The organism is Nocardioides luti, from assembly GCF_014212315.1.
In the GTDB taxonomy this organism is placed as follows: Bacteria; Actinomycetota; Actinomycetes; order Propionibacteriales; family Nocardioidaceae; genus Nocardioides; species Nocardioides luti.
In genome coordinates, this window is the sequence record NZ_JACKXE010000001.1 from 1459758 (window position 1) to 1485646 (window position 25889).

Annotated in this window: 25 protein-coding genes and 1 tRNA gene; 8 read left to right on the forward strand and 18 right to left on the reverse strand. The window is 72.9% G+C overall.

Annotation, left to right across the window (positions count from 1 at the left end):
- Positions 1 to 46: 46 nt before the first annotated feature.
- Both glmU and H5V45_RS07045 read right to left on the reverse strand, forming a co-directional pair.
- On the reverse strand, positions 47 to 1519 hold the full coding sequence (gene glmU / locus H5V45_RS07040) for a bifunctional UDP-N-acetylglucosamine diphosphorylase/glucosamine-1-phosphate N-acetyltransferase GlmU (RefSeq protein ID WP_185252275.1): 1473 nt from the start codon (positions 1517 to 1519) through the stop codon (positions 47 to 49).
- Between the two features lie 59 nt (positions 1520 to 1578).
- Positions 1579 to 1657, reverse strand: a tRNA-Gln gene (locus tag H5V45_RS07045).
- A 109-nt stretch (positions 1658 to 1766) separates the two neighbouring features.
- Here H5V45_RS07045 and H5V45_RS07050 point away from each other — a divergent pair.
- Positions 1767 to 2900, forward strand: a complete 1134-nt coding sequence (locus tag H5V45_RS07050) for an ATP-dependent DNA ligase (RefSeq protein WP_185252276.1) — start codon at positions 1767 to 1769, stop codon at positions 2898 to 2900.
- Positions 2893 to 3438 carry a hypothetical protein gene (locus tag H5V45_RS07055; RefSeq protein ID WP_185252277.1) on the forward strand — a complete coding sequence of 182 codons (546 nt, stop codon included), beginning with the start codon at positions 2893 to 2895 and terminating at the stop codon, positions 3436 to 3438. Before H5V45_RS07050 ends, H5V45_RS07055 begins: the two co-directional genes overlap by 8 nt.
- 273 nt (positions 3439 to 3711) lie before the next feature.
- On the opposite strand, the gene H5V45_RS07060 is transcribed toward H5V45_RS07055, so the two are convergent.
- The 4 genes from H5V45_RS07060 to H5V45_RS07075 all read right to left on the reverse strand — a co-directional run bounded on the left by H5V45_RS07060 (position 3712) and on the right by H5V45_RS07075 (position 7538).
- Positions 3712 to 4791, reverse strand: a complete 1080-nt coding sequence (locus tag H5V45_RS07060; protein WP_185252278.1) for a DNA polymerase domain-containing protein — start codon at positions 4789 to 4791, stop codon at positions 3712 to 3714.
- Positions 4792 to 4826: 35 nt separating this feature from the next.
- Complete coding sequence (locus H5V45_RS07065) at positions 4827 to 5177, reverse strand: hypothetical protein (protein ID WP_185252279.1); 351 nt, start codon at positions 5175 to 5177, stop codon at positions 4827 to 4829.
- Positions 5174 to 6388, reverse strand: coding sequence for a fatty acid desaturase family protein (locus tag H5V45_RS07070; RefSeq protein WP_185252280.1), 1215 nt, complete (start codon positions 6386 to 6388; stop codon positions 5174 to 5176). Before H5V45_RS07070 ends, H5V45_RS07065 begins: the two co-directional genes overlap by 4 nt.
- 70 nt (positions 6389 to 6458) lie before the next feature.
- Positions 6459 to 7538, reverse strand: coding sequence for a ferredoxin reductase (locus H5V45_RS07075; protein ID WP_185252281.1), 1080 nt, complete (start codon positions 7536 to 7538; stop codon positions 6459 to 6461).
- A gap of 221 nt (positions 7539 to 7759) precedes the next feature.
- Between H5V45_RS07075 and msrB the strand changes: the two genes are divergently transcribed.
- A complete protein-coding gene (gene msrB, locus H5V45_RS07080) occupies positions 7760 to 8182 on the forward strand; it encodes a peptide-methionine (R)-S-oxide reductase MsrB (RefSeq protein WP_185252282.1) in 423 nt (140 codons plus the stop codon).
- Between the two features lie 11 nt (positions 8183 to 8193).
- Here msrB and H5V45_RS07085 read toward each other — a convergent pair whose 3' ends face one another.
- The 10 genes from H5V45_RS07085 to H5V45_RS07130 all read right to left on the reverse strand — a co-directional run bounded on the left by H5V45_RS07085 (position 8194) and on the right by H5V45_RS07130 (position 18292).
- A complete protein-coding gene (locus tag H5V45_RS07085; RefSeq protein ID WP_185252283.1) occupies positions 8194 to 8874 on the reverse strand; it encodes a hypothetical protein in 681 nt (226 codons plus the stop codon).
- Between the two features lie 40 nt (positions 8875 to 8914).
- Entirely contained in the window at positions 8915 to 9832 is a 918-nt protein-coding gene (locus H5V45_RS07090; protein WP_185252284.1) for a hypothetical protein, read from the reverse strand.
- A 48-nt stretch (positions 9833 to 9880) separates the two neighbouring features.
- Positions 9881 to 10585: a hydrogen peroxide-dependent heme synthase gene (hemQ, locus tag H5V45_RS07095; RefSeq protein ID WP_185252285.1), complete on the reverse strand. Its 705-nt coding sequence runs from the start codon at positions 10583 to 10585 to the stop codon at positions 9881 to 9883.
- Positions 10582 to 11982 (reverse strand): FAD-dependent oxidoreductase, encoded by a 1401-nt coding sequence (locus H5V45_RS07100; protein WP_185252286.1) that lies wholly within the window; start codon positions 11980 to 11982, stop codon positions 10582 to 10584. Before H5V45_RS07100 ends, hemQ begins: the two co-directional genes overlap by 4 nt.
- 100 nt (positions 11983 to 12082) lie before the next feature.
- Positions 12083 to 12592, reverse strand: a complete 510-nt coding sequence (locus H5V45_RS07105; protein ID WP_185252287.1) for a flavin reductase family protein — start codon at positions 12590 to 12592, stop codon at positions 12083 to 12085.
- The gene (locus H5V45_RS07110) at positions 12589 to 13116 is read right to left on the reverse strand and encodes an NAD(P)H-dependent oxidoreductase (RefSeq protein WP_185252288.1); all 528 of its coding nucleotides are present in this window, start codon (positions 13114 to 13116) and stop codon (positions 12589 to 12591) included. Before H5V45_RS07110 ends, H5V45_RS07105 begins: the two co-directional genes overlap by 4 nt.
- The gene (locus H5V45_RS07115) at positions 13113 to 14270 is read right to left on the reverse strand and encodes an LLM class flavin-dependent oxidoreductase (RefSeq protein WP_185252289.1); all 1158 of its coding nucleotides are present in this window, start codon (positions 14268 to 14270) and stop codon (positions 13113 to 13115) included. Before H5V45_RS07115 ends, H5V45_RS07110 begins: the two co-directional genes overlap by 4 nt.
- A 204-nt stretch (positions 14271 to 14474) precedes the next feature.
- A complete protein-coding gene (locus H5V45_RS07120) occupies positions 14475 to 15707 on the reverse strand; it encodes an SfnB family sulfur acquisition oxidoreductase (RefSeq protein WP_185252290.1) in 1233 nt (410 codons plus the stop codon).
- Positions 15707 to 16828: a dimethylsulfone monooxygenase SfnG gene (sfnG, locus tag H5V45_RS07125; protein ID WP_185252291.1), complete on the reverse strand. Its 1122-nt coding sequence runs from the start codon at positions 16826 to 16828 to the stop codon at positions 15707 to 15709. The genes H5V45_RS07120 and sfnG overlap by 1 nt, the downstream gene beginning before the upstream one ends.
- A 177-nt stretch (positions 16829 to 17005) precedes the next feature.
- Positions 17006 to 18292, reverse strand: a complete 1287-nt coding sequence (locus tag H5V45_RS07130) for an acyl-CoA dehydrogenase family protein (RefSeq protein WP_185252292.1) — start codon at positions 18290 to 18292, stop codon at positions 17006 to 17008.
- Between the two features lie 98 nt (positions 18293 to 18390).
- Here H5V45_RS07130 and H5V45_RS07135 point away from each other — a divergent pair, with 98 nt between their 5' ends.
- Both H5V45_RS07135 and H5V45_RS07140 read left to right on the forward strand, forming a co-directional pair.
- Positions 18391 to 19305 (forward strand): LysR substrate-binding domain-containing protein, encoded by a 915-nt coding sequence (locus H5V45_RS07135; protein ID WP_185252293.1) that lies wholly within the window; start codon positions 18391 to 18393, stop codon positions 19303 to 19305.
- A 38-nt stretch (positions 19306 to 19343) separates the two neighbouring features.
- A complete protein-coding gene (locus tag H5V45_RS07140; protein ID WP_185252294.1) occupies positions 19344 to 20333 on the forward strand; it encodes a DUF4349 domain-containing protein in 990 nt (329 codons plus the stop codon).
- 70 nt (positions 20334 to 20403) lie between these two features.
- Here the strand turns inward: H5V45_RS07140 and hemE are convergent, their stop codons facing one another.
- Positions 20404 to 21453, reverse strand: a complete 1050-nt coding sequence (gene hemE, locus H5V45_RS07145; protein ID WP_425491426.1) for a uroporphyrinogen decarboxylase — start codon at positions 21451 to 21453, stop codon at positions 20404 to 20406.
- A gap of 70 nt (positions 21454 to 21523) precedes the next feature.
- On the opposite strand from hemE, the gene H5V45_RS07150 reads away from it, so the two are divergent.
- Both H5V45_RS07150 and H5V45_RS07155 read left to right on the forward strand, forming a co-directional pair.
- Positions 21524 to 22162, forward strand: a complete 639-nt coding sequence (locus tag H5V45_RS07150; RefSeq protein WP_185252295.1) for a DUF3000 domain-containing protein — start codon at positions 21524 to 21526, stop codon at positions 22160 to 22162.
- Positions 22163 to 22164: 2 nt separating this feature from the next.
- Positions 22165 to 23505: a ribonuclease D gene (locus H5V45_RS07155; RefSeq protein ID WP_185252296.1), complete on the forward strand. Its 1341-nt coding sequence runs from the start codon at positions 22165 to 22167 to the stop codon at positions 23503 to 23505.
- Between the two features lie 3 nt (positions 23506 to 23508).
- On the opposite strand, the gene H5V45_RS07160 is transcribed toward H5V45_RS07155, so the two are convergent.
- Complete coding sequence (locus H5V45_RS07160; RefSeq protein WP_185252297.1) at positions 23509 to 24912, reverse strand: extracellular solute-binding protein; 1404 nt, start codon at positions 24910 to 24912, stop codon at positions 23509 to 23511.
- A 125-nt stretch (positions 24913 to 25037) separates the two neighbouring features.
- On the opposite strand from H5V45_RS07160, the gene H5V45_RS07165 reads away from it, so the two are divergent.
- Entirely contained in the window at positions 25038 to 25889 is an 852-nt protein-coding gene (locus H5V45_RS07165; RefSeq protein WP_185252298.1) for a hypothetical protein, read from the forward strand.

Sequence of the window (25889 nt, forward strand, 5' to 3'; positions counted from 1 at the left end):
ACGGGTGCGTCAAGGATTCTGCACCCACTTGGCCGCTCGGCCCAACTCAGGAGCCGTCGTCGTGAGACACGTCTCGTTCACCCTCCGTTGCGGCCGCGGCCGCCTGGCCCTGGGCGGTGTCGGCGCGCTTGCGGAGCGCCCAGCCCTCGAGGTTGCGCTGCGGTCCGCTCGACACCGCGAGGGCCCCCGGCGGCACGTCCCGGCGCACCACGGTGCCCCCGGCCGTCCCGGCGCCGTCCCCGAGGGTCACGGGGGCGACGAAGGTGTTGTTGGAGCCGGTCTTGGCGTGCCTGCCGATCGTGGTGCGGTGCTTGGCGACCCCGTCGTAGTTGGCGAAGATCGTGCCGGCGCCGATGTTGGTGCCCTCGCCGATCTCGGCGTCCCCGACGTACGACAGGTGCGGGACCTTGGCGCCGTCCCCGATGACGGCGTTCTTGGTCTCGACGAAGGTGCCGATCTTGCCGCCGGCGCCCAGCTGGGTGCCGGGGCGGAGGTAGGCGAAGGGGCCGACGGTGGCGCCGCCGCCGACGACCGCGAGCTCGCCGTGGGTGCGGACCACGCGGGCACCGGCCCCGACCTCGCAGTCCTTGAGCGTGGTGTCCGGGCCGATCACCGCGTCCTCGGCGACGACGGTGGCCCCGAGGAGCTGGGTGCCGGGCAGCAGCGTCACGTCCTGGGCGAGGACGACGTCGGCCTCGATCCACGTCGTGGCCGGGTCCATGACCGTCACACCGTCGCGCATCCAGCGGTCGACGATGCGGCGGTTCATCTCGGCGCCCGCCCGGGCCAGCTGGGCCCGGTCGTTGACGCCCTCGGTCTGCATGACGTCGTCGAGCGCGTAGGCGCCGACGGTCAGGCCGTCCTCGCGGGCGATCCCGATCGCGTCGGTGAGGTAGTACTCCCCCTTGGCGTTGTCGTTGCCGATCCGCGGCAGCACCTCGGCGAGGAACTCGGCGTCGAAGGCCAGGATCCCGGAGTTGATCTCGCGGATCTCCCGCTGCTCCGGGGTCGCGTCCTTCTCCTCGACGATGGCCTCGACGTCGCCCTCGTGGTTGCGGATCACGCGGCCGAGGCCGAACGGGTCCTCGACGATGCCGCTGAGGATGCTGACGGTGCGCTGGGCGGCCTCGTGGTTCGCCGCGAACGCCCGCAGGCTCTCGCCCTGCAGCAGCGGGGTGTCGCCGTACGCCACCAGCACGGTGCCGCGCGCGGCGCCGCCGTCGAGCACGGCCTCCATCGCCATGCGGACCGCGTGGCCGGTGCCGTCCTGCGTCTCCTGGACGGCCAGGACGACGTCGGGCACCAGCGACCGGATGTGCGCAGCGACCTGCTCGCGCTGGTGGCCGACGACGGCCACGATCCGGCGCGGCTCGACGGCCTGCGCGGCGGCCAGGACGTGGCCGACCATGCTGCGCCCCGCGACGGGGTGCAGCACCTTCATGGTCTTCGACTTCATCCGGGTGCCGCCCCCGGCGGCGAGGACGATGACGGTCAGGTCGTGCGGGGCAGGACGGGCCATGCTCACTACCTTGGCTCAGGAGGCTCGGACCTCGACTGGTTGCTCGCTGCGGACTCTCGCTCCCCGGGTAGGAGTCGAACCTACGTCGCTAGTCCTGATTCAAAGTCAGGCGGGCCCTGCCGGCAGACCAACCGGGGATTGCTCGGGGCAACCCTAAGGCGTGGGACGTCGGGCGGAGCGCCCACCGCCGGGTCGGCGCACCTGCAGACGCGCCGACTGGGCACGGCTCCGCGGCTAGGGTCGGCTCGTGGACCTGCCCGTGATGCCTCCCGTCCAGCCCATGCTCGCCAAGTCGGTGGCCGGGATCCCCGACCCGGCCAAGCACGGCGGCCTGTCGTTCGAGCCCAAGTGGGACGGCTTCCGCTGCCTGGTCTTCCGCGACGGCGACGAGGTCGAGCTCACCTCGCGCAACACCAAGCCGCTGACCCGCTACTTCCCCGAGCTCGTCGCCGCGATCAAGGAGCAGCTGCCGGAGCGGTGCGTGCTCGACGGCGAGGTGTTCGTGGCGCTGCCGACCGAGGACGGCGGCGAGCGCCTGGAGTTCGAGGTGCTGCAGGAGCGGATCCACCCCGCGAAGTCGCGCGTCGACATGCTCGCCGAGAAGACCCCCGCCGGCTTCGTCGCGTTCGACCTGCTGGCGCTGGGTGACGAGTCGTACGCCGAGCGACCGTTCGCCGAGCGCCGCGCCGCGATGGAGGAGGCGCTGACGGGGCTGGACGGCCCCTGCTTCCTGACCCGCACGACCACCGACCCGGCCGAGGCGGAGGCGTGGTTCACCGAGTTCGAGGGCGCCGGGCTCGACGGCGTGGTCGCCAAGCCGCTGGGGGCGCCGTACCAGCAGAACGCCCGCACGATGCTCAAGATCAAGCACGAGCGCACCGCGGACGTGGTGGTCGCCGGCTACCGCGAGCACAAGACCTCGACGCCCGAGCGACGGCTGCTCGGCAGCCTGCTGCTGGGGTTGTACGCCGACGGCGAGCTGCAGCACATCGGCGTCAGCGCCAGCTTCACCGAGAAGCGCCGCCACGAGCTGTTCGAGCAGCTGCAGCCCCTCGTCTGCGACATCGCCGACCACCCGTGGGGGCGTTGGCAGGAGTTCCTCACGGCCAACCCGGACCGGATCCCCGGCACCCAGAGCCGCTGGAGCGCCGGCAAGGACCTGTCCTTCACGCCGCTGCGCCCGGACCTGGTGATCGAGGTGAAGTACGACCACATGGAGGGCCGCCGCTTCCGCCACACCGCTCACTTCAAGCGCTGGCGCCCGGACCGCGACGCCACCTCGTGCGGCTACGAGCAGTTGGAGGAGCCGGTGAGCTACGACCTCGGTAGGATCCTGGGTGTCGAGGCTTTCTCGGCGAGGGAGGGCGATCACGATGAGTGAGACGACGTACGACGTGGTGCTGCTCGTGGAGCAGGCCCTGACCGCGGCCGACGCGGCCCAGGTCCGTTCACTGCACGACGGGATCGAGGAGCCCGTGGTCTACCACGTGCTCCTGCCCCTGGAGGACGCCGCGGCGCGGATCGAGTCCGCGATGGGGTCGCTCTCCTCGGGCGAGGTGCTCGCGACGCCGGCGATGGGGATGAGCGACGTCGACCTCGACGCGGTGCGCCAGGACTGCCAGGAGCGCTCGGACGCCGACCTCGCCGCCACGCTCGCGGCCCTGCGCGGCGCCGGCGCCACAGCCGAGGGCCGGGTCGTCGGCGAGCCGCCGATCGACGCGCTCGCCGCCGAGGTCACCCGGGTCGACGCCCGCGAGGCGATCATCCTGACCCGCTCGCACGTGGTCGCCGAGTTCTTCCACGTCGACTGGACCTCCCGCGCGCGCCGCAAGATCGGCGTCCCGGTCCTGCACCTGCTCGAGCACGAGACCTTCGACGAGCAGGCCGGCGGCACCGGCGAGGGCGTCACGGGGCTCTGAGACCCCGGATTCTGTTACCGAACGCTGGACGAATCGTGGCCCGCACGTGGATCGGCTGTGTGTCGCGCGCCCCTAGTGTCGGAGACGTCGGAAGCTCCTTCACCGGGGTGGACGACTGAAGGTCCGACGGGGGTCCATGGGGTCCCGAGTGCGACGTCCCGAGCGTCGAGCGACCTGTGACGAGGGACCCGTTCGGCGCTTCTGGGGGGGAGCGCCGGCGGGTCCTCTGTCATGTCCGGGCCCGTGTCGTGGGGGTCCGGGCCCGGCGCCGCGTCACTCGATCCGGTTGCCGTCGCCGTCCCAGTGCGACTCGACCTTCTTCGACGGCTGCACGCGCGGCGGCTCCCCCGGCATCTTCGGGTGGTCCGGCGGGAAGTTCAGCTCACCGCCCGGCAGCTCCTCCCACAGGTCGAGCAGCGGCGTGAGGTCGTGGTGCACGTCGTCGATCCCGGCCCACGGGTCGCCGGCCGCGACCCGCTCCGGCACCGTGAACAGGTTGAACTCGCGCGGGTCGGTGACGCCGGCCAGCTCCTCCCAGGTCATCGGGGTCGACACCGGTGCGCCCGGCAGCGGCCGGAGGGAGTACGCCGAGGCGATGGTGCGGTCGCGGCAGTTCTGGTTGTAGTCCACGAAGATCCGCTCGCCGCGCTCCTCCTTCCACCACGCCGTCGTGACGCCGGGGTCGCGCAGCTCGAGCGCCCGCCCGAACCCGATGGCGGCGTGCCGCACGTCCGCGAAGTCCCAGTCCGGGCGGATCCGCACGAAGACGTGGATCCCCCGGTTGCCGGACGTCTTGGGGTAGCCGGTGATGCCGAGCTCCTCGAGCAGCTCGTGCGCCACCCCGGCGACCCGGACCGCGTCGGCGAACGTCGTGCCGGGCTGCGGGTCCAGGTCGATGCGGAGCTCGTCGGGACGGTCGACGTCGGCGCGGCGCACCGGCCACGGGTGGAAGACCAGCGTGCCCATGTGGGCGCACCAGACCGGCACGGCGATCTCGGTCGGACAGATCTCGTCGGCGGTGCGTCCGGACGGGAAGGTGATGCCGACGGTCTCGACGTAGTCGGGGGCGCCCTTGGCGACCCGCTTCTGGTAGAACGCGTCGGCGTTGCGGTCAGCGGGGCCGGTGGCCAGCTTCATGCCCTCACGCACCCCGGACGGCCAGCGCTCGAGCGCCGTCGGCCGGTCGCGCAGGGCTCGCATCAACCCGTCGTCGACGCTGGCGAAGTACTCCGCCACCATCAGCTTGGTGACCTCGGGCGTGGTGTCCGTGGCCTCGTAGATCACCCGGTCCGGGCTGGAGACCCGGACCGCGCGACCTCCGGCGTCGACCTCGACTGCGGCTGGCTTCGGCATGGGCTCACGCTAGCCGGACGGGCCGCGTCGAGGTGTCAGAGCAGGGAGTTGGGCTCGAACGTCGGCCGTCGGTCGATGTCCTGCTTGGCGGGCCGCACGAATTCGAAGCCGGCCGTGGTCACCAGCTGCCAGGTGGCGACCTGCTGGACGACCTGCTCGGCGCAGGCGAGGTGCAGCGGCGGGAAGTGGAACGCGTTGCGCGCCACCTCCGCGCCGCTGCCCACGAACGCGATCGGTCGGCCCAGCGGGCGCCCGCAGGACCCGCAGATCCTGCTGAGCGCGCACTGGGTGACGCGCTTGCCGTTGAGCCCCTCGAGGCCCTCGGTGAGCGCGCCGGTGGTCCCGTCGTCGTACGTGCAGGCGAACGGTGCCGTCGTCACGCTCATGCCGACTGGGTCCGCGACCAGCCGCCCGTCTCGGTACGACGGGTGGGCCGCTCGGCGTCCGAGCGGCGGCCGCGCTCGATCGAGACGGTGGGCTCCGGCGGGGTGGGCTGGTCGCTGGAGGTGAACTTGTTCGGCAGCGACAGCTTCATGATCGTCCGGAGAGCCTGGCCGTACTGGTGGTGCAGCGGACCGGTGGTGTACGGGATGGAGTACTTGTCGCACAGCGCGCGCACCTTGACCGCGATCTCCGGGTAGCGGTTGCTCGGGAGGTCGGGGAACAGGTGGTGCTCGATCTGGTAGCCGAGGCTGCCCGCGAGGATGTGCAGCGTGCGGCTGCCCTCGAAGTTCGCCGAGCCGAGCATCTGGCGGAGGTACCACTCCGCGCGGGTCTCGTCCTCGAGCTCCTCCTCGGTGAAGTGCAGCGCCCCGTCGGGGAAGTGCCCGCAGAAGATGATCATGTAGGACCACAGGTTGCGGGTGAGGTTCGCCGCGACGTTCGCCTTGATCGTCGACTTCCACTGCGGACCGCTGAGGGCCGGGTAGACGACGTAGTCCTTGAGGATCTGGTTGCGGCCCTTCCACGCGATCTGGCGCAGCTGCCGCTTCATCTCCTTGGGGTCCTTCTTGCCCTTGCGGATCGCCTCGAGGTCGAGGTCGTGCAGCGCGACGCCCCACTGGAAGAGCCCGGCGAGCAGCGCGTTGTAGACGGGCTGGCCGAGGTAGACGGGGTGCCACTTCTGCTCACGGGCCATCCGCAGGATGCCGTAGCCGATGTCGTTGTCGTGGCCGAGGACGTTGGTGAACTGGTGGTGGATGTAGTTGTGCGAGTGCTTCCACTGCTCGGCGGGCTGGGCGGTGTCCCACTCCCAGTTGCTCGAGTGGATCTCGGGGTCGTTCATCCAGTCCCACTGGCCGTGCATGACGTTGTGGCCGATCTCCATGTTCTCGAGGATCTTGGCCACGCCGAGCAGGGCGGCGCCGGCCGCCATCGCGCCCTTGCGGGACTTCTTCGACTGGGTGCCCACCATCAGGGTGACCCGGCCGGCGGCGGCGAGGCCGCGCTGGATGCGGATCATCCGGTTGATGTACGCCGCGTCGGCGTCGCAGCGGGACTCCTCCACCTCGGCGCGGATGGCGTCGAGCTCGCGTCCGAGCTGCTCGACCTCCTCCTCGGTGAGGTGGGTGTACTCCTTCACGTCTGCGATGGCCATGCGGTTCCTCCGTGTGTCGGTTCGTCGTGCTTCGGTGATCGAGCCTGGTGCGGTGATCGAGCGGGTCGGGTCAGATGTTGAGCGTGCAGTTGCCGACCGGGACGGTGACGCAGGTCTGCACCTGCTCGTTCGGCTGGGAGAACTCGTTGCCGTTGCGCAGGTCGCGGACGGTGCCCTCGACGAGCGTCAGGGTGCAGGTGTGGCAGATGCCCATGCGGCAGCCGTACGGCATGCCGACCCCGGCCTCCTCCCCCGCCTCGAGCACGGTGGTGGCGCCGTCGGCCTCCGCGGTCTTGCCGGAGTTCTGGAAGGTGATCGTGCCGCCCTCGCCGCCGTCGCCGCCGAGCGCCAGGGAGAAGCGCTCGAGGTGCAGCTGGTCGGACAGGCCGGCCTCCTCGAAGTGCTCCTCGATGGCGTCGAGCATCGGCGCCGGGCCGCAGGCCCAGGTGTCGCGCTGGCGCCAGTCGGAGCAGAGGTCGTCGAGGTCCGCGAGCTCGAGCATGCCGTCGGTGTCGGTGTGCAGCTGGTGCAGCGTCAGCGACGGGTGCTTGGCGGCGAGCGCCTCGAGCTCCTCGCGGAAGATCATCCGCTCGGCCGTCGGCGAGGAGTAGTGGACGACCACGTCGGGCATGGTGCCGCGGCGGTCGAGGGTGCGCAGCATGGCCATCACCGGGGTGATGCCGCTGCCGCCGACGAGGAACAGCATCTCGGCGGGCGGCGGGTCGGGCAGCACGAAGTCGCCGTTCGGCAGCGCCAGCCGGACGATCGTGCCGGGGGCCAGGCCGCGGACCAGGTGGTCGGAGAGGAAGCCCTCCGGCATCGCGCGGACCGTGATCGCGATGGTGCGGCCCTTGCGCTTGGGCGGCGAGCTGACGGAGTAGGAGCGCCAGTGGAACTTGCCGTCCAGCTGCACGCCGATCCCGACGTACTGCCCGGGGCGGTGGTCGTAGCGCCAGCCCCAGCCGGGCCGGATCACGAGCGTGGCGGCGTCCTCGGTCTCCTGGACGACCTTCTCGACGCGGCCGCGCAGCTCGCGCGAGCTCCACAGCGGGTTGATCAGCGACAGGTAGTCATCGGGATGGAGCGGGGTCGTGAGCTTCGACCCGGCCTCGCGCACGCGCTCCCACGGGATGGTGCTTCCTGCCGCCATGCTGCCTCCGTCGTTCCGTGCCTGCGGTGATCCCGCGAGGGTACTCAGTGAACACATGTTCACTGCGTGCGTCAACGCCCCCAGGGGTGATGCCCGGGCGCGGCGAATGTGCCGTCGCTCACGTGGTGTACCCCGCCACCGCCGGTTCTCACCACTGGTCTAGAGATCGGCTCGGCGGTCGTCGCCCGCGCTGGCTTGTCGCCCCCATTACCGTGGAGGGCATGGCATACGGAGTGGAGAAGACCGACGAGGAGTGGCGCGCCGAGCTGAGCCGCGAGGAGTACGCCGTGCTGCGCCAGGCCGGCACGGAGCCCGCGTTCCGCGGGGAGTACACCGACACGGAGACGACCGGCGTCTACCGCTGCAAGGCGTGCCGGTCGAAGCTGTTCGAGTCGAACACGAAGTTCCACTCGGGCTGCGGCTGGCCGTCGTTCTACCAGCCGATCAGCGACACGATCGAGTACATCGAGGACACCAGCCACGGCATGAAGCGCGTCGAGGTCCGCTGCGCCACCTGCGGCTCGCACCTCGGCCACGTCTTCCCCGACGGCTACGGCACGCCGACGGGCGACCGCTACTGCATCAACTCGATCAGCCTGACGCTCGAGCCCGTCGATCCGGCCGGGTCCGCCGACCCCGCGTAGGCGACGGGACCTCAGCGGCCCACGGTCACGAGCGCGGAGATCACCTCGACCACGCCCTCGCCGTACGTCGCGTCCGCCCAGTCCTGGATCGTGCCGTCGTCGTGGACGACGTCGACCACGACCGAGACCTCGGTGGGGACCACGCTCAGCTGGCCCGGCAGCGGGCGCTGCTCGAGGTCGGTGGCGATCTCGGCGCGCCGCGGGTCCTGCTTGCCGCCGAGACCCTGCTGGGTGTCGGGGGGCTCGATCCCGCTGCCGTCGTCGACCGGCGCGGCGTCGTACAGCGCCGCCGGGATCGCGTGGGTGACGTCCATCGCGGTGCCGTCGAAGGTGCCGGTGACCACGAACATGCCCCAGCGGACGTCACCCTGGTGCTCGAAGACGCCCTGCTGGTCAGCCCAGCTCCAGCCGCGCAGCTCGGGGCCGCCGCACTGGGGCGGGTAGGACTCCGCGACGGCGCCCAGGCAGAGCTGCGGCAGCCCCTCGCCGGTGTCCATCACGGTGACGATCGTGCGCGTCGCGACGGGGCCGTCCGCGGCGGGGACCTCCGTGGGCCGCCCGTCGTCGGGGGCGGCCGCGCTGCCGGTCGGGGACCCGGACGGGTCGCCCGCGGGGTCGCTGGCGGTGGTCGCGCCACCGCACCCGGTCAGGGCCAGGAAGAGGGTGCCCGCGAGGGCGATCCGGATCATCACGCCGGTGGGACGTCGGGACGGCCGGTCCGGTTCCCCGGCGTCACCGGGCCGGGCGGAGCGCCGAGTGCAAGGTCACGACACCCGGGCCGTACTCCTGGTCCGCCCAGGCCTGCAGCGTCCCGTCGTCGTGGAGGACGTCGACGTCCACCACACCGGTGACTCCCCGGCCGGACGACAGGGCCCCCGGCAGCTCCTGCGCCTGCTCCTGCACCACCGCCAGGTCGGCGTCGGTGCGGGTGCCGCCCCGGACGACGCACAGCCCGCCGCCCCACACCCGGCGCACGGCGGCCTCGCCGCCGGCGACGTCGCGCAGGACCCGGACGTCGATGATCTGGCGGCTCACGTCCGCGGCGCCCCCCGCACTGCCCTGGTCGATCTCCTCCGGGGTGCGCGGGTCCAGCGACGTGTCGACCCAGGAGGACACGTAGTCGTCGAGGTGCCGCGCGACGGCGAAGGCACGGTTGCGGTCACGCTGCGTGACCCGGCCCGGATCCACCGTCCAGCCGCCCGCCGGCGCGCTGCACGGCGTCGCGAACTCGTCCACGTCGTCCTCGGACGCGGGTGGGGGCACGTCGTCCGCCGGCACCACCCGGGTCGCGGTGAACCGCCGGCCGTCGAACCGCCCGGTGACCTCGAACTCGCCCCACCGGACGCCGGCGGCGCTCTGGTAGTCGCCCTCGTGCTCGGACCAGTCCCACCCGACGAGCGACGGCCCCCCGCACTGCGGCGGCAGCGAGTCGAGCACGCCGCCGAGGCACAGCTCGGGGCCGCGGCCGGTGGCGTCGTCGAGCACCGTGACGGCGTACGCCGTCGTCACCTCGCCCTCGGCGGGCGGCACCGCGGTCGGGCGCACGAGCGGGGTCGGCGCGGCGGCCGGACCGGTGGAGGCGTCGACGTCCCCGCAGGCGCCGAGGAGCAGGGCGGCGAGCGCCAGGACCGGCGCGAGGAGAGGTCGCATGCGGGTGGGACGCGCAGGGTGCCGCACCGGCTCCGCCTCCCTCCGCGGCTAGGGCAGCCGACCCACGAGGTCGGCGACCTCCACGAGCGAGCCGGTGTAGAACGGTACCTCCTCGCGCACGTGGCGGCGGGCCTCCGAGCCACGCAGGTGCCGCATCAGGTCGACGATGCGGTGCAGCTCGTCGGCCTCGAAGGCGAGGATCCACTCGTAGTCGCCGAGCGAGAAGCTCGCGACCGTGTTGGCGCGGACGTCGGCGTAGTCGCGGGCCATCTTGCCGTGGTCGGCGAGCATCCGGCGCCGGTCGGCGTCGTCGAGGAGGTACCACTCGTAGGACCGCACGAAGGGGTAGACGCTGACGTGCTTCTTGGCGTCCTCGTCGCTGAGGAACGCCGGCACGTGGCTCTTGTTGAACTCCGCCGGCCGGTGCAGCGCCATCTGCGACCACACGGGGGCGAGGCGGCGGCCGAACGCGGTGCGGCGCAGGCGGTGGTAGGCCGCCTGCAGCTCCTCCGACGTCGTCGCGTGGATCCACACCATCACGTCGGCGTCCGCGCGCAGCCCGCTGACGTCGTACACGCCGCGGACGACGACGTCGGCCTCCGCGAGCTCGGCGAACAGCTGCTCGACCTCGGCGGCCTCGGCCGCGCGGTCGGCGTCCTCGCCGAGCACGGTGTCGAGCCGGAACACCGACCACATCGTGTAGCGGATGGAGTCGTTGATCTCGCGGGCGCGTGCGGCCTTGCTGTTGCTCATGGCTCCATTGTCGCGCGGTGGGCGGAGGCGATGACGGCCGGGATGCCCACGCCGTCGTACGCCGCCCCGCAGACCGACAGGCCGGGGACCCGGGCCACGTCGACCCGGATCCGGGCCACCCGCTCGAGGTGCCCGGGGGCGTACTGCGGCAGCCCGCCGCCCCACCGCTGGACGTGGGTGTCGACCGGACGGGCGGCGAGCCCGGTCGCGAGGGCCAGGTCGGCGAGCGAGGCGGCCACGAGCTCCTCGTCCGTGGCCTGGAGCGCCACCGCGTCGCCGTGCCGGCCCAGCGAGGTGCGCAGCAGCAGGAGGTCCTCGCCGTCGAGCGCGCCGCGACCCGCGTCGCGCACCCAGCCCCACTTGGCGAAGGAGAAGGTGGCGGCCTTGATCCGGCGGCCGTCGACCGGAGGCACGAGGAAGCCGGAGCCGCCGTCGAGCAGCGCGGTGCCGGTCAGGTCGCGGGCGCGGAGGGCGAGGGTCACCACGGCGGTCGAGGCGTGCTCGATCGCGGCCAGCTCAGCTGCCGCGACGGGGGCCAGGTCGCCCAGCAGCCGCCCGGTGGGGGCCGCCGGGGTCGCGAGCACAACGAGGTCGGCCGGCACCCGCTCGGGCGCGGTGGTCGGGCCGACGGTGAGCACGAAGCCCTCCGGCGTCCGCCCGAGCGCGCGGACGGTGGCGCCGGTGCGGAGCGTGACTCGCGGGTCGGCGGCCAGCAGGTCCGCCAGGGCGTCGACCAGGCCGGCCATGCCGCCGGGCAGGCCCGCGAAGACGGGGACGCCGGAGATCGGGAGCACTGCGGCGGCCTCCAGCAGCGACCCGCGCCCGGCCATCGCGACCAGCTGCGGGACGGTCGACCGGGCCGACAGGGCGCGTGAGTTGCCGGCGTACACCCCGCCGAGCAGGGGCTCGACCAGGCGGTCCACGACCTCGGCGCCGAGACGGGCCTCGACCAGCTCGCCGACGGACGGGTCGCCCTCGATCCGCGTCGGCGGCAGGCCCGGCTCCTCGCGGACCCGGGCCAGGCCGGCGTCCGACAGCACGCCGGAGCGGGCCAGGTCGTCGACGTCGAGGGGCACGCCCATCAGCGAGCGAGGCAGCGGGCGCAGCGCGTCGCGGGTCCAGATGCGCGACGACGCCGTGGTGGGGTGCTCGACGGTGAGCCCGACCGCCTCGGCCAGCTCGACCCCCTCGGGCCGGCGGTTGAGCATCGCCTCGGCGCCGACGTCGACGGCCACGCCCGCCACGCGCCGCCGCAGGAGCTTGCCGCCCAGCCGGTCGGAGCCCTCGAGCAGCAGCACCTCGTGCCCGGCCGCGGCCAGGTCGCGCGCGGCGGTGAGGCCGGCGATCCCTCCCCCGACGACGACGGCACGACGGCGGTCGCTCGGGGAGGGGGGCACGTCCCCAGTCTAGGAAGCGGGGCGCGAGGTGCCGGGAAAGGCCCGACCCCGACCGCGGGTGCACACGGTCGGGGTCGGGAGCTGGGGGCCCGGGACGGGCTCAGGCGCTGTCGGCCAGGCGTCCGAAGGCGCTGCGGTGGAAGACCAGCGGCAGGGAGGTGTCGGCGTGCTCGACGGCGTGCAGCTGGAGGATGACGATCAGGTGGTCGCCGGCCTCCACCTCGCGGTAGATCGAGCACTCGAACCGGGCGAGGCCCTCGTCGAGGGTCACCGCGCCGTCGTCGGTCGCGGTGACGGCCACGTCGTCGAAGCGGTGGGCGACGTCGCCGGCGAGCTGGCGGCAGACCTCGCCGTGGTGGTCGGCCAGGATCGTCACGCCGAGGTGGTCGGCGCGCCGCAGGGACGGCCAGGTCTTCGAGGTCCGGGCCACGGAGAACGACACCAGGGCCGGCTCGAGGCTGACCGAGGTGAACGAGCTCGCGGCGAGCCCGATCAGCTCCCCGTCGACCTCCGCGGCCACGGCGACGACGCCGCTCGGGAAGATGCCGAAGGCCTCGCGCAGGCGGTCCGGGTCGAGGTCCTGGTTGGTGGTGAGAGCGGTGACGGTCATGAGGTCACTCCTGCCGTGCTGTCGAGGATGGCGGTGATGGCGGGACGGGCGAGCCCCAGCCAGTGGGTGTAGGCGTCCGGGTCGTCGTACGCCGCGTCGAGGACGTAGAGCCCCTTGGCGGGCACGATGCCCCCGATCTCGGTGAGCACCGGGCGCAGCGTGAGCTCCGGCGCCAGGGCGTGCCCGGGGCCGGCGCCGAGCATGAGCGGCACGGCGACGCCGTGCAGCCCGTCGGTCGCGAAGCGGTCGAGGAAGAGCTTGAGCAACCCGGTGTAGGTGCCCTTGTACGTCGGGCAGGCGACCACGACGAGGTCGGCCGCGCCGACCTCCTCGACCAGCCCGGCCACGGTGGGGTCGGACCAGTCGAGCAGCGCCGGGCCGAGGTCCGCGAGGTCGACGACGAGGTCGGGCTCGGCCCCGTCGGTCAGCTCGCGCCCCACGTGCAGGGCCGCCTCGAGCGTCCGCGACCGCGGCTTGGGGTTGCCGACGACGACCGCGACCCGGGTGCCGGGACGGGAGGTCACGAGGCCGCCTTCGAGCCCTCGGCGGCGAAGGGGACCTGGGCGCTGACGGCCGTCGGGTGCGGGTGCTCCCACAGGCCCTTCTTCGCCAGCACCGGCAGCACGCCCTCGCCGAACCAGTAGGCGCCCTCGAGGTGGGGGTACGCCGAGAGCACGAACTCGTCGATGCCGACCGAGTGGTACTCCTCGATCCGCTCGGCGACCTGCTCGTGGCTGCCCACGAGCGCCGTGCCGGCGCCGCCCCGGACCAGGCCGACCCCGGCCCAGACGTTGGGGTAGATCTCGAGGTCGTCCTTGCTGCCGCCGTTCAGCTCGAGCATCCGGCGCTGGCCCTCGGACTCGCTCTTGCGCAGCCCGGCCTGGACCTTGGCCACGGTCTCCTCGTCGATCCCGGCGACCAGGCGGTCGGCCTCGGCCCACGCCTCCTCGGCGGTGTCGCGGGTGATCGTGTGCATCCGGATGCCGAACGTGATGTCACGGCCCTGCTGCTCGGCCAGGCCCCGGATCCACTTCACCTTCTCGGCCACGGCCTCGGGCGGCTCGCCCCAGGTGAGGTACACGTCGGCGTGCTTGGCAGCGACGTCGCCGGCGGCCGGGGAGGACCCGCCGAAGTAGATCTCCGGGACGGGGTCGGGGATCTGGGCGAGGGAGGCGTTCTCGACCTGGAGGTGCTTGCCCTCGAAGGTGACCGTCTCGCCGGCCCACAGCCGGCGCACGATCGTGAGGAACTCGTCGCAGCGCTCGTAGCGCTCGGTCTTGTCCAGGAAGTCGCCGAACATGCGCTGCTCGTGGCTCTCGCCGCCGGTGACGACGTTGAGCAGCAGCCGGCCGCCGGTCATGTTCTGGAAGGTGCCGGCCATCTGGGCGGCGAGGAACGGCGAGACGAGCCCGGGCCGGAAGGCCACGAGGAACTTCAGCCGCTCCGAGACCTGGCTGAGCATCGCCGTGGAGAGCCAGGCGTCCTCGCACCAGGCGCCGGCCGGCGTCAGCGCGGCGTCGAAGCCCATGTCCTCGGCCCCGCGGGCGACCTGGCCCAGGTAGGACACGGACGCCGGGCGGCCCGAGGGCAGGGCGTTGACGCCGTGCCCGCCGCCGACGACCTGCCGGCCGTCACCGCCGTTGGTCGGGAGGAACCAGTGGAACTTCAGCGTGCTCATCAGGGAGTGCCTTTCGTTGGTCGAGTGCCCGCGAGGGACGAGCGGGTGTCGCGGTTGCCCTTTCGTTGGTCGAGTGCCCGCGAGGAACGAGCGGGTGTCGCGGTTGCCCTTTCGTTGGTCGAGTGCCCGCGAGGAACGAGCGGGTGTCGCGGTTGCCCTTTCGTTGGTCGAGTGCCCGCGAGGAACGAGCGGGTGTATCGAGACCTACAGCTGCCCGTGGTTGGGCGGGAACGTGCCGTCGACGGCGTAGCGGCCCAGGTGCTGGACCTTCCACCCCGCCGGGTCGTGGAGCGTGTGCGTGCGGGCGTTGCGCCAGTGCCGGTCGAGGGCGAGGCTCGCGAGGGCCGAGCGGGTGCCCGCCACCTCGAAGAGCCGGCTGCCGACCTCGATCGAGGCCTGGGTGCTGGAGGCGCGGGCGGCGGCCACCGCCAGGCTGGCGTGGGCGGCGCTCTCCTCGGTGAGGTGGGCGTCGGCCCGGTCGACGGCGCGTCCGGCCTCGGCCAGCAGCGCCTCGGCCGCGCGGACCTGCAGCTCCATCTCGCCGAAGGCCTGTACGACGAGCGGGTCGTCGGCGGCCCGCTCGACCTGCGCGTCGGGGTAGGGCCGGCTCTTGGTGGTCACGAAGCCGGCCGCCTCGCTCAGCGCGGCCCGGGCGATCCCGGCGTCGAGGGCGGCGTGGAGCAGCTGAGCGAACGCGCCATACGTCTGCGGGCCCTCGAAGGTGAGGTGGTACGGCGTGATCAGGTCCGAGTCGACCCGCACGTCCTGGAGCCGCACGGTGCCGCTCGCGGTGGTCCGCTGACCCATGCCGTCCCAGTCGTCGACCACGCTGACGCCGGGGGCGGTGCGCTCGACCCAGGCCACGTGCATCGGCCCGTCCACGTCGAGGTGCGCGAGCACGGGGATCCAGTCCGCGAACAGCGCGCCGGTGCTGTAACCCTTCTCGCCGTTCAGCAGCCAGCCGCCGTCGCCGCGCGGCGTGAGCGTCGTGCGGTAGTCGCGCACGTGCTTGGTGCCGACCTCGGACTGCGCGTTGCCGAACCGCTTGCCGCGGAGCACCTCGCCGAACAGGTGGACCTGCTGGTCGTCGGTGCCTTGGTGGCGCAGCGCGTTGACGTAGACGAAGTGGCTGTGCGGGATCTGCGCGACGCTCGGGTCGCCCGAGGCGAGCAGGCGGAACACCTCGGCCAGCGTCTCGGCCGGCAGGTCGGCTCCGCCGTACCCCTCCGGCACGGTGATGGCGAGCAGGCCCGAGGCCGACAGCGCCTCGAGCTCGGCGGCCGGGAGGATCCGCTCGGTGTCGCGCTCGGCGGAGCCGGCGGCCAGCTCGGCCGCGAGCTCGCCGGCCACGCGGACGGCCTCGTCCGCGGTGAGCACGGGCACCAGCGCGCGGCTCACCTCCGGCGCGATGTCGTTGACGAGGGACAGGGCCACCATCAGGCCGCCTTCTCGGCCTCGTCGGCCTCCATCTCGCGCACGATCGGCAGCACGTCCTGCCCGAACTGCTGGACCTCCTCGTGGAAGTGGAGGTAGCCGAGGAGGAAGAGGTTCACGCCGAGGCGCTTGTAGTCCATGATCCGCTCGGCGATCTGCTCAGGCGTGCCGATCAGGCCGGTGCGGAAGCCGTCGTTGTACTGGACGAGGTCCTCGAACGACGAGTCCTGCCACATCCCCTTCTTGTCGCCGGTCGACTGGCCGGCCTGCGTCACCGCGGAGCCGAAGCCCTCGACGGCCTCGCGGTCGGCCTTGGCGACGATCTCGTGCAGGGTCTCCCTGGCCTCCTTCTCGGAGTCGCGGGCGATCATGAAGCCGTTGAGGCCGAACCGGACCGTGCGGTCGTGCTGGGCGGCCTCGCCGGAGACGTCGGCGATCTGCTCGGCGATGCCCTCGAGGGTGTTGCCGTTGGAGAAGTACCAGTCCGAGACGCGGCCGGCCATCCGGCGGGCGTCGGAGGAGTTGCCGCCCTGGAAGATCTCCGGGTGCGGGCGCCCCTCGGACGCGAGCGGCTTGGGCTTCAGGTCGAAGTCGTGCAGGCGGTAGAAGTCGCCGTTCAGCTCGGCGCTGTCCGAGGTCCAGATCTCGCGGAGGTAGCGGATGAACTCCTCGGCGCGCCGGTAGCGCTCGCCGTGCTCGAGCCACGGCTCGCCCATCTGTGTGAACTCGTTCTTGAACCAGCCGCTGACGACGTTCACCGCGGCGCGGCCGCCGGACAGGTGGTCGGCGGTGGCGAGGAACTTCGCGAGCACGCCGGGCTGCCACATGCCGGGGTGGACGGCGGCGATCACCTTGAGCCGCTCGGTCGCGAGCAGCAGCGCCAGGCTGAACGACGTCGACTCGTGCTGGTAGGCGGCGCCGTACGACGCCATGTAGCGCACCTGGGACAGGGCGTACTCGAAGCCGTTGTTCTCGGCGAGCTGCGCCAGCTTCTTGTTGTAGTCGTAGCCCCAGTCCGTGCGCTGCTCGATCTTGCTGACGACCAGGCCGCCGCTCACGTTGGGCACCCAGTAGGCGAACTTCAGGGGGGTGGTGCTGGGCTGTCGTGCCGGTGCTGCGCTCATCGCGGAACTCCTCGGGGTCTGCCGCGCCGTGCTGATTTGGCGCTTATGTTGACTAGATTGCTTGACTAAAGGGCTGAGTGCAAGGCGAGACCCGCCCACAGGCGGCCGATTCCGTCGATCGGGTGACAGGCATTGCCTGTCATCCGGGGTGGTTCGTTCGGACCGACCGGGTGCGGATCAGGCGCTGGAGGCGGCCTCGTCCGCGGAGGACGACCACGCCTGGCCTCGCTCGGTGGCGCCGATCGCCCAGGCGTACGGCGGCGGGGTGCCGTTGACCTCGTACCCGCCCACGACGCGCGCCTTGAGGATGCGCGGGTTGTGCGACGACACGGTGCGGGCGTTGCGCCAGTGGCGGTCCAGCGCGTGGGCCCGGGAGGTCGCCGACGCCCCGAGCGTGTCGAAGAGGTCGCTGGTCGCCCGGAGGACGAGGTCCGTCACGACGACCTGCGCGGCCGAGGACTCGATCTCGGCAGCCTCGTTGAGTGCCCGCAGCGTCGCGTCGGGACCGCGGCCGGCCCGGAAGGTGGCCTCGAGGGCGGCGGCCACGCGCAGGGTGGTCGCCTCGGCGGCGTACACCGCGGCGGCGATCTCGCCGATCCGGGCGAGCACCTGCGCGTCGTCGCGCACGCGCGGGGCGTTGGCGTGGGAGTAGTTGCGCTCGCGGCGCCGGACCGCGGCCACGGCGTCGCGCAGGGCGGCGCGGCCGATCCCGGTGAGGGTCGCGAGGAGGTTCAGCTGGTAGAACGCGGTCTGGTACGGGAAGCGCCGGCTGAAGACCAGGACGTTCTCGGCATTGACCCACACGTCGTCGAAGGCCGTGGTCCCGCTGCCGGTCCCCCGCTGGCCGAACCCGTCCCAGTCGTCGGTGACGGTGACGCCGCGCTCGCGGGTGTCGACGACGGCGATGACGTAGTCGTCCTCGCCCCGCCCGGTCGCTCCCCCGGGTCGACGCGTGTAGACGTCGGCCCACTCCGCGAAGATGCTGCCGGTCGTGTAGTACTTCTCGCCGTTGATCCGGTAGCCGTCACCGTCGCGGGTGAGCACCGTCTGCTGGGTGTCGATGCCGGTCGACCCGACCTCCGACCAGGCGTTGCCGGCGATCTCGCCGGCGGCGAACCGGGCGAACCAGGCGCGCTGGTCGTCGCCGAGGACGTGCTGGAACAAGCGGTCCTCCGCGAGGGCGAAGTGGCCGCGCAGCGCCTGCGGGAGGTTGGCGTCGGCCGTGGCGAGGTTGATCCACAGCTGGGTCAGCTCGACCAGGTCGGCGCCGCGGCCGCCGTGCTCGACAGGCACCCGGACGGCCCCGAAGCCGGCCTCCTTGAGCCGGCGGACCTGCTCGGTCGGCAGCTCGCCGTCGAGCTCGCGCTGCACGGTGCCGGCCGCGATCTCCTCGAGGAGCGGGGCGTACGTCGCCCGGAGGTCGGCCAGGAGGGTGCGGGGCCTGGTGGACTGGTCGAGGGTCATCGGGGACTCTTTTCGGGATGTGGGGAAGGCGGTTCGGATGGTCTAAAATAAGGTAACTCTACCGTTTTAGTAGACTAACACTTCCCCCAAGGAATCCCGTGCGCATCGAACAGCTCGAGTACATCGCCGCCGTGACCCAGCACGGCTCCCTGCGCCGCGCCAGCGAGCGGCTGCACATCTCGCAACCGGCCCTGAGCGAGGCGGTCAGCAAGCTCGAGCGCGAGCTGGGGGTCACGCTGCTCGACCGGCGCCGGTCCGGGGCGCGGATCAGCCGGCGCGGCCGCGAGCTGCAGCAGTTCATGGTCGAGGTGCTCGAGGCGGTCGAGCGGCTGCGCACCGCGGCCGGCGACCAGACCACCAGCACCCGTCAGGTGCGCGTCGGCACGGTCAGTGCCGCGACGTCGACGCTCCTCGCTCCGGCGCTCCGCGAGTTCCGCGCCGCCCACCCCGGGACCACCGTCGAGCTCATCAACACCCAGCAGGGCGAGATCCACCAGGGCCTGCTCGAGGGGGCGCTCGACCTCGGCCTCGTGAACGTGCTCGCCGGCGACGACCCGCCGACCGACCTGGTCGGCACCGGCCTGGTCCACGGCCGCCCGGTGGCGGTCCTGCCGGCCGGGCACCCGCTCACCGCGCAGGCATCGGTGACCGTCGAGGAGCTGCGGGCCGAGCCATTCGTGGCCATGCGGGCGGGCTATCTCATGCACCGCTTCGCGCACCGGCTCTTCGGCGCGGACATGCCGGCCATCAGCTACACCACCGACGGCGCCGAGCTCGGCAAGATCATGGTGGCCGAAGGCCTGGGTGCCACCGTGCTTCCCGACTACAGCGTCCTCGGCGACCCCATGGAACGCGCGGGCCTCATCGTCGCCCGCCCGATCGAGGACGACCGCACCGCCGTGACCCTGGTGCTCCGGCACCGTCAGGGCGAGCACGCCCCCCGACCGGTCCGCGACCTGCAGGAGCTGCTGGTCCGGCACGCGCGCACCTACCAGGACGCCCGCGTGTCCTGACGCGGGAACCGCCGGGCGGGGCCGGCCGTCCCAGCCCCATGACGCGCACTCCTCGCCGCACCGGGCTCACCGGCCTCCTGACCACCCTCACCGTGCTCGGGGTGGCCCTCGTCGGCTGCTCGTCCGGCGCCGACACCGCGTCCACGGATGCTGCCGGGACCAGCTCGTCCGGAGGCGCCGTCGACGGCCCGGAGCCGGCCGCCCCCGCACCGCTCGCGGAGGGTGCGGACGACCTGACCTCGCTGGACTCCCGCGCCCTGAGCTCCTCCGGCCTGGCCTTCCAGGCCAACGGGCTGCAGGGCGCCGCCCCGGAGAAGGTGTCCCCGAAGTCCGTCATCTCGACCGGCAACGTGGCCCTGCGCTCCCCCGACGTCGCCGAGGCGCGCTTCGACGTGCAGAAGGTCGTCGACCGGTACGCCGGCGAGGTGACCGAGGAGCAGACCGACACCGACAAGGAGGGCGAGGTGAAGCACGCCCGGCTCGTCGTCCGGATCCCCACCGCGGACTTCCGCGCCGCGATCGGCGACCTGGAGCAGGCCGCCGACCTGATCTCCTCGGACACCAACACCGACGACGTCACCATGCAGGTCATCGACATCGCGGTCCGCCTGCGGGTGCAGCGGCGCAGCATCCTGCGCGTCGAGACGCTGCTCGACCGGGCCCAGAACATCCGCGACATCATCGCCATCGAGGCCCAGCTGTCCCGGCGCCAGGCCGTCCTGAACTCCCTGGAGCGCCGCCAGTCCTACCTCGCCGACCAGACGAAGATGTCGACGGTCACGGTCTCCCTCGAGCGGACCCCCGAGAAGAAGCCGGTCGTCGAGGAGAAGAAGAAGGACGACGCCACCGGGTTCGTGGCCGGCCTGAAGTCCGGCTGGTCCGGCCTGAGCCACGTCGCCGTCGGTGCGGCCACGGTCGCCGGCGCCGCACTGCCGTTCCTCGTGCTGCTGCTGGTGCTGCTCGTCCCCGGCCTGCCGCTCGGCCGGCGGCTGCTGCGGCGGCGTACGACGTCCGCGCTCGAGGCGTGATCGGCGCTGCGCTCAGGACGTCATACGTCCCGAGCCAGCGGGTGCACCGACCGCATGACGTCCCGGGCGCTCAGACGGGGTAGGACTGCACGAACTCCGTCAGCCGCTTGAGCTGGTCGGGGTCGGTCGAGGGGATGACGCCGTGGCCCAGGTTGAAGATGTGGCCCTTGGCGGCCCGGCCGGCCTCGATGACCTGGCCCGCACGGGCGGTCATCACGTCGGTGGGGGCGAAGACGAGGGTGGGGTCGAGGTTGCCCTGGACCACGCGGTCCCCGACGAGCGGGATCGCGTCGGCGAGCGGGGTGCGCCAGTCGACGCCGACGACGTCCGCCCCGGCGTCGCCCATCAGGCCGAGCAGGTTGGCGGTGCCGACGCCGAAGTGGATGCGCGGCACGCCGAGCTCGCCGGCGTCGGCCAGCACGCGGGCCGAGTGCGGCATCACGTGCTCGCGGTAGTCGTCGGGGGTGAGCGCACCGGCCCACGAGTCGAAGAGCTGCACGGCGGAGGCCCCGGCCTCGACCTGGACGCGGAGGTACGCCGCGGAGATGCCGGCGATCTTGCGCATCAGCGCGTCCCAGACGTCGGGGGCGCCGAACATCATCGCCTTGGTCTTCGCGTGCTCCTTCGAGGGGCCGCCCTCGACGAGGTACGACGCCACGGTGAACGGCGCGCCCGCGAAGCCGATCAGCGGCGTCGACCCCAGCTCGCCCACCAGGCCGCGGACGGCCTCGGTGATGAAGGGGACGTGCTCGGGGGTCAGGTCCGGGATCGCCGCGACGTCCGCGAGCGTGCGCACCGGCGAGGCGACGACCGGGCCGACGCCCGGCTTGATGTCGAGGTCGACGCCGACCGCCTTGAGCGGCAGCACGATGTCGGAGAAGAAGATGGCCGCGTCGACGGCGTACCGCCGCACCGGCTGGAGGGTGATCTCGACGACCAGCGCGGGATCCATGCAGGACTCCAGCATGCCGACGCCCTCGCGGATCTTGAGGTACTCCGGCAGCGAGCGACCGGCCTGGCGCATGAACCAGACGGGCGTGTGGGGCACGGACTCGCCGCGCGCGGCCCGCAGGAACGCGCTGTCGCGCAGGTCGGGACGGTCGGTCGGTACAGCGGTCACGGGACGAAGCCTCGCAGGTCAGTCGGCGTGTTCGCACATCGGGACGAGGCCGCAGACCTACTGTGAACCCATGGTCGTCCGTCAGGAGACGCACCCGGGAACGGGTGCGGGCACGAGCCCCCCGGAGTTCCGGGAGGCCGTTGCCAGCATGCAGGCGGCCCGGTTGCGCCCCGAGATCTTCTGCGAGGAGATGCCGGCGCCGCAGCGGATCGCGCCGTACGCCTCTGCGCTCTCGGCCGACGTGACCGTCGACGACACCGACCTGGGCACCGGCCGGATCATCCTGCTGCACGACCCGGCCGGCAACGACGCGTGGGACGGCACCTTCCGCTGCGTGGCCTACGCCCGCGCCGAGATCGACCTCGAGCTGATCACCGACCCGATGCTGGCCGCGGTCGGCTGGTCCTGGCTGACCGAGGCGCTGGACGCCCACGGGGCGTCGTACGCCGCCGCGTCGGGCACCGTGACCCGGGTCGCCACCGAGAGCTTCGGCGGCATGGCCGACGAGGGCGGCACCGCGCAGATCGAGGTGCGCGCCTCCTGGACCCCGCTCGCGTCCGGCGACCCGAGCGCCACCATCGCCCTCGACCTCGGCCCCCACGTCGAGGCCTGGGGCGAGCTGCTCTGCACCGCGGTCGGACTCCCGCCGGTGCCCGAAGGTGTGAGCGTCATGCCGAGCCGCCGCGGCCAGCGGGGCTCGGGACGCTGACCATGCCCCCGGACTCCGACCCGACCTCACCCGAGCCGCCCGACGCCCCCGCGACCCCCGACGCCCCCGCGACCCCCGACGAGCCGGAGGCGCCCCCGCCGCCGATGCTCACGCTGCGCGACGGGCTGACCCCGGTCGTCGACACCGAGGCCGCGCTGCGCGAGGTCTGCGAGCGGATCGCCGCCGGGACCGGCCCGGTCGCGATCGACGCCGAGCGGGCCTCGGGCTACCGCTACTCCTCGCGCGCCTACCTGATCCAGCTGCGCCGCGAGGGCTCCGGCTCGCACCTGGTCGACCCGATCGCGTTCGACTCGCTGGATCCCCTCCAGGAGGTGCTCGAGGGCACCGAGTGGATCCTGCACGCGGCGACCCAGGACCTGCCCTGCCTCCGCGAGGTCGGGCTGAGCCCGACGGCGCTCTTCGACACCGAGCTCGCCGGCCGGCTGCTGGGCTACCCCCGCGTCGGCCTCGCCACGCTCGTCGAGACCCTGCTCGGCTTCCACCTCGCCAAGGAGCACTCGGCCGTCGACTGGTCGACGCGACCGCTGCCCGAGCCGTGGCTCGAGTACGCCGCCCTCGACGTCGAGGTGCTGGTCGAGCTGCGCGAGAAGCTCGGGGCCGAGCTGGTCGCGACCGGCAAGGCCGACTGGGCGCAGCAGGAGTTCGACCACCTCCGCGGCTTCGAGCCCGCGCCGCGCGTCGACGCGTGGCGGCGCACCTCCGGCCTGCACCGGGTCCGCGGCCGCCGGGCGCTGGGCGCCGTGCGGGCGCTCTGGGAGACCCGGGACGAGATCGCCGAGCAGCGCGACGTGACGCCCGGCCGGATCGTGCCGGACGCGGCGATCGTGGCCGCGGCACAGGCGATGCCGACCGACCGCGCGGCCCTGCTCTCCACGAAGGGCTTCCACGGCCGCGGCGCGGAGCGGTACTCCTCGCGCTGGGTCGCCGCGCTCGCCGCGGTGCAGGCCATGGAGGAGAACGACCTCCCCACCCGCTCCCCCCGGGGCGACGGCCCCCCGCTGCCGCGCGCCTGGGCCGAGAAGGACCCGGTCGCGGCCCGCCGCCTGCAGCTGGCCCGCGAGGCGATGGCTGCCCTGGCCGAGGAGCACCACCTGCCGGTCGAGAACGTCCTGACCCCCGACTACCTGCGGCGCACGCTCTGGTCGCCGCCGGCGACCCGGGAGCCCGGGGCGCTGCTCGACGCGGTGGCCGGCCAGCTGGCGTCGTACGGCGCCCGCAGCTGGCAGATCGGGCTCACCGGCCCGCTGCTCACCGCGGCGATCCTCGAGGCCGACACCCCGGTGCCGGACCCCGAGCCCGACGCGGCGACCGACGAGGCCTGAGGCCTACTCCCCGCTCGGGCTCGCGCTCGGGCTGGCGCTCTCCGGGTCCAGTACCGTGCGCGACTCCGCGTCGATCTCCTCCGTCAGCGCGGTCAGGTCGTCGATGACCGGGATCGTCAGCAGCTCCTCGAGGGTGGGCGCGACCGCCGCCTCGAGCTCACTCCAGTTGTCGAGCAGCGGCGGGATCACCATCGACCGGACCGAGGTCGTGAAGACCGTGGCCTGGTCGGGCAGGCGACCCGGCTGGCGGAAGTCGTCGGACAGCGCGACCTCGAGGTTCGCCGGGGCGAGGTAGCCGGTGCGGGTGACCTTCTGGACCGACGGCGTCGAGACGGCGTGGAAGAGGAAGTCGGCCGCCTCGGGCGTGCTCGCGGCGTCCGCGGAGAGGCACAGCCCGCTGATGTCGCCGACGGTGGCGGAGCTGTCGAGGATCGGCATCGGCATCACGTCGAACTCCAGCCCCTGGACCTGGCGCAGCTCGGGGACCAGCGAGCGGAAGCCCTCGATCATGCCGAGCTTGCCGCGCTCGAACCACTCGAGCGGAGAGGCCTTGGCCAGCTGCTTCTCGGTCAGCGTGAGGGTCGGGTCGCGCAGGAGTGGCAGCGCGGTCTCGAGCGCCGTCTGGGTGTCCTCGTCGCTGAAGGCCAGCGAGGTCGGCTGCTCCTCGTCGTCGAAGAGCTGCCCGCTGCCGGAGTAGATGAACGGCGCGAGCCCGCGCAGCGTCGGGTCGACGTACACCCCGCGCGTGCCCTTGCGGGGCCGGGTCGCGACCTTGGCCGCCACCTCGAACTGCTCGAAGGACCAGCGGAAGTCGCCGTCGGTGTTGTCCGGCGCGTCGAGGCCGCGGGCGCGCATCTTGTCGAAGTCGAGCAGACCCTTGTTGTAGTAGATGACCATCGGCGAGAGGCCGTACGGCATGCACTGGAGCCGGTTGTCGGCGCTGAACGCCTCGAGGGCGTCGCGGGCGTAGCCGTCGCCGAAGTCCACGCCGCGCTCGTCGAGGAGCTCGTCGACCGGCTGGATCAGCCCGGCCTCCTGGACCACCGCGAGGTCTCGGCGCGAGACCATGAAGACGTCGGGCACGTCCCCGGACTCCACGGCCTTGAGCAGCCCGTCGTGGTCGGGGAACGACTCGAGCGAGACCTTGCTCTCGTCGTGCAGCGAGTTGTAGTTGTCGGCCACGGACTGGAAGGCCGTGATCTCGTCGTCGGGGCCGTAGACCCCGAAGCTGAGCTTCGTGGGCTTCGCGACCGGCGAGCCGCTCGGGGTCGGCGTCGGGGCGTCGTCGGACGTGCAGCCGGCGAGCGTCAGCGACAGCGCGAGCAGCGCGGCCCACGGCAGCAGCCGCCGGCCCGGTCGGGTGTGCCTCGTCGCGGGTCGCTCCCCCTGAGTTCCACGCGCCCTCACCTGCACCCCTTGCACCGCCCCGCTCGTGACCCACCGCTGACCGACGCCACCCTACCGACCGACGGTGCGGCGCCGCGGCATGTCGTGCCACGATCCGGGACCTGGCGCTCCCTACGATGAGCGGCGTGCGCCGGCCCCCGCTCCTGCCCCTGCTGGCGATCGCCCTGACGACGGTGCTGGCGACGACCGCGTGCGGCGCCGACGAGCGGCGCCCCGTCGACCTGGCCGGACCGCCGCCGAGCCTCCAGCACCGTGGCTCCGGTGCCGGTGCCGGCTCCGGGGAGGCGGCCACGGACGGCGCCTCGCCGTCGGGGGGTACGCCGTCCGCCCCCTCCGCCTCGTCGACCGCCCACCGCTCCGGTGGCCACGGCGGTGGGCACCGTGCCGGCCACCGGCCCGGGCAGAGGACCGCGCCGCCGATCCCGTCCCGTGCCCCCAGCCCGAGCCGCCACCTGCTGACCGCCGACGCGCTGCCCGGGCTGGGTGACGACCTCATCTGGACCGTGACCACCGACGGCCCCGAGGGCGAGGACCCGGTCGGCGCCTGCCAGAAGACCCCGCTGACCACGATCGGCGCCGTCGGCGCCGCCCGCCGCGACTTCAGCGCCGCCGACGGGACCGTCACCGCCACCCAGGTGGTCGCGCGCTTCGCCGACCCCAAGTCGGCCTGGCGCGCCCACGAGGTGCTCCGGGCCTGGCGCGACGACTGCGCCGAGCGTCTCGAGCACGCGCGGGTCGAGGTGGGCCCGCTCGTCGACGTGGAGGTCACCGCGGGCAGCGCGACGGCCTACCGGGCGGCGTACGGACCGCGGCGATCGTCGAAGAGCGCGGACACCGGCCGCGACACCGGGCTGGGCATCGTGCGCCACGGGTCCTGGCTCTCGGTCGTGGAGGTCACGACGGTCGGCGGCGACTACCCGCCGCGGCGCGACCCCGCCCACGTGGCCCTCCGGCGGATCGCCCGCACCTTCGGCTGA